Raw genomic sequence first — 972 nt, 5'->3', positions numbered from 1 at the left:
TTCCGTTTCGCACCCGGCGACTCAGAAAACAATACACGCCCCACCACACCAACGCAAATCCACCCAACAACACCACCATCCAATGATCGAGGCGGCCTCGCCGTCGAGACCTGGACCTCTGCCCGAGTGTTCATATGGCGGACCCGTCCCGCGCTCCCGAGTGGTACGCGAATATCTCCCAAGTTGAGTGGGAGACGCCACCCCCTCTGGGCGTTGGTACGAAAGTCGCGTTCGTTGCCCATTTCCTTGGCCGGGAGCTTCGCTACACCTATGAGATTGTCGAACATACCTCAAGGTCATTGGTGATGCGTACGGCGGAAGGCCCCTTCCCCATGGAGACCAGCTACCGCTACGACTCCGTAGGCGGGGGCGGGACCCAAGTGACACTCCGCAACCGGGGTACCCCTAGCGGGTTCCCCAGGCTGCTGGCGCCGTTCATTCGCTTGGCAATGCGGCGGGCCAACAACAAGGACCTGAGAGCTCTCAAGCAGATCCTCGAACACGACCAGCATTAAGGCTGAGTTGTGTAGGCAGCCTGTTCTCAGCATCTTGCCAAGGTGGTCATCGGAACTGCAGGCGTATAGTTGCCCTCATGTTGTCTATGCGCCGATTTACTTGCCCCCGACCGGTTTCCGGTCGCGAGGGCTTACTGGCGCGCGCCTAGGTCCTGGCGCCGGATTCGAGTCGGGGGAGAACTTCACCCCTCCTGCATCCGAGCCCAAGGACCACCATGCCTAGTTACCTCAGCACCACCGAACTCAATGATGCCCTGTCCATCCGGGACCTTTCCGATCCCAGCAGCGGGCCCCATGCAATGCAAACTCTTCTGCAAGCCGTCACGCACACACTCAGCCGGAAGTGGGATGTTGCCGGCCGGGTCATCCGCCACAGCCCCTGGGACTGCTGAAGGTTTGATTGACACTTTGCCTGTGAGGATTTGATCCTTGCGGGTGGAAGGATGTTCATCATGCC

At 59.9% G+C, this 972-nt stretch carries 2 protein-coding genes; both read left to right on the top strand.

The window, feature by feature from the left end:
- The first annotated feature begins 134 nt into the window (after positions 1 to 134).
- A complete protein-coding gene (locus SB659_RS19030) occupies positions 135 to 515 on the top strand; it encodes an SRPBCC family protein (protein WP_284980469.1) in 381 nt (126 codons plus the stop codon).
- Between the two features lie 215 nt (positions 516 to 730).
- On the top strand, positions 731 to 907 hold the full coding sequence (locus tag SB659_RS19025; RefSeq protein WP_410551515.1) for a hypothetical protein: 177 nt from the start codon (positions 731 to 733) through the stop codon (positions 905 to 907).
- The last annotated feature ends 65 nt before the right edge of the window (positions 908 to 972 follow it).

The sequence above is a fragment of the Arthrobacter sp. SIMBA_036 genome (assembly GCF_046535135.1).
Lineage (GTDB): Bacteria > Actinomycetota > Actinomycetes > Actinomycetales > Micrococcaceae > Arthrobacter.
This window is presented reverse-complemented; position numbering and strand designations above follow the sequence as displayed.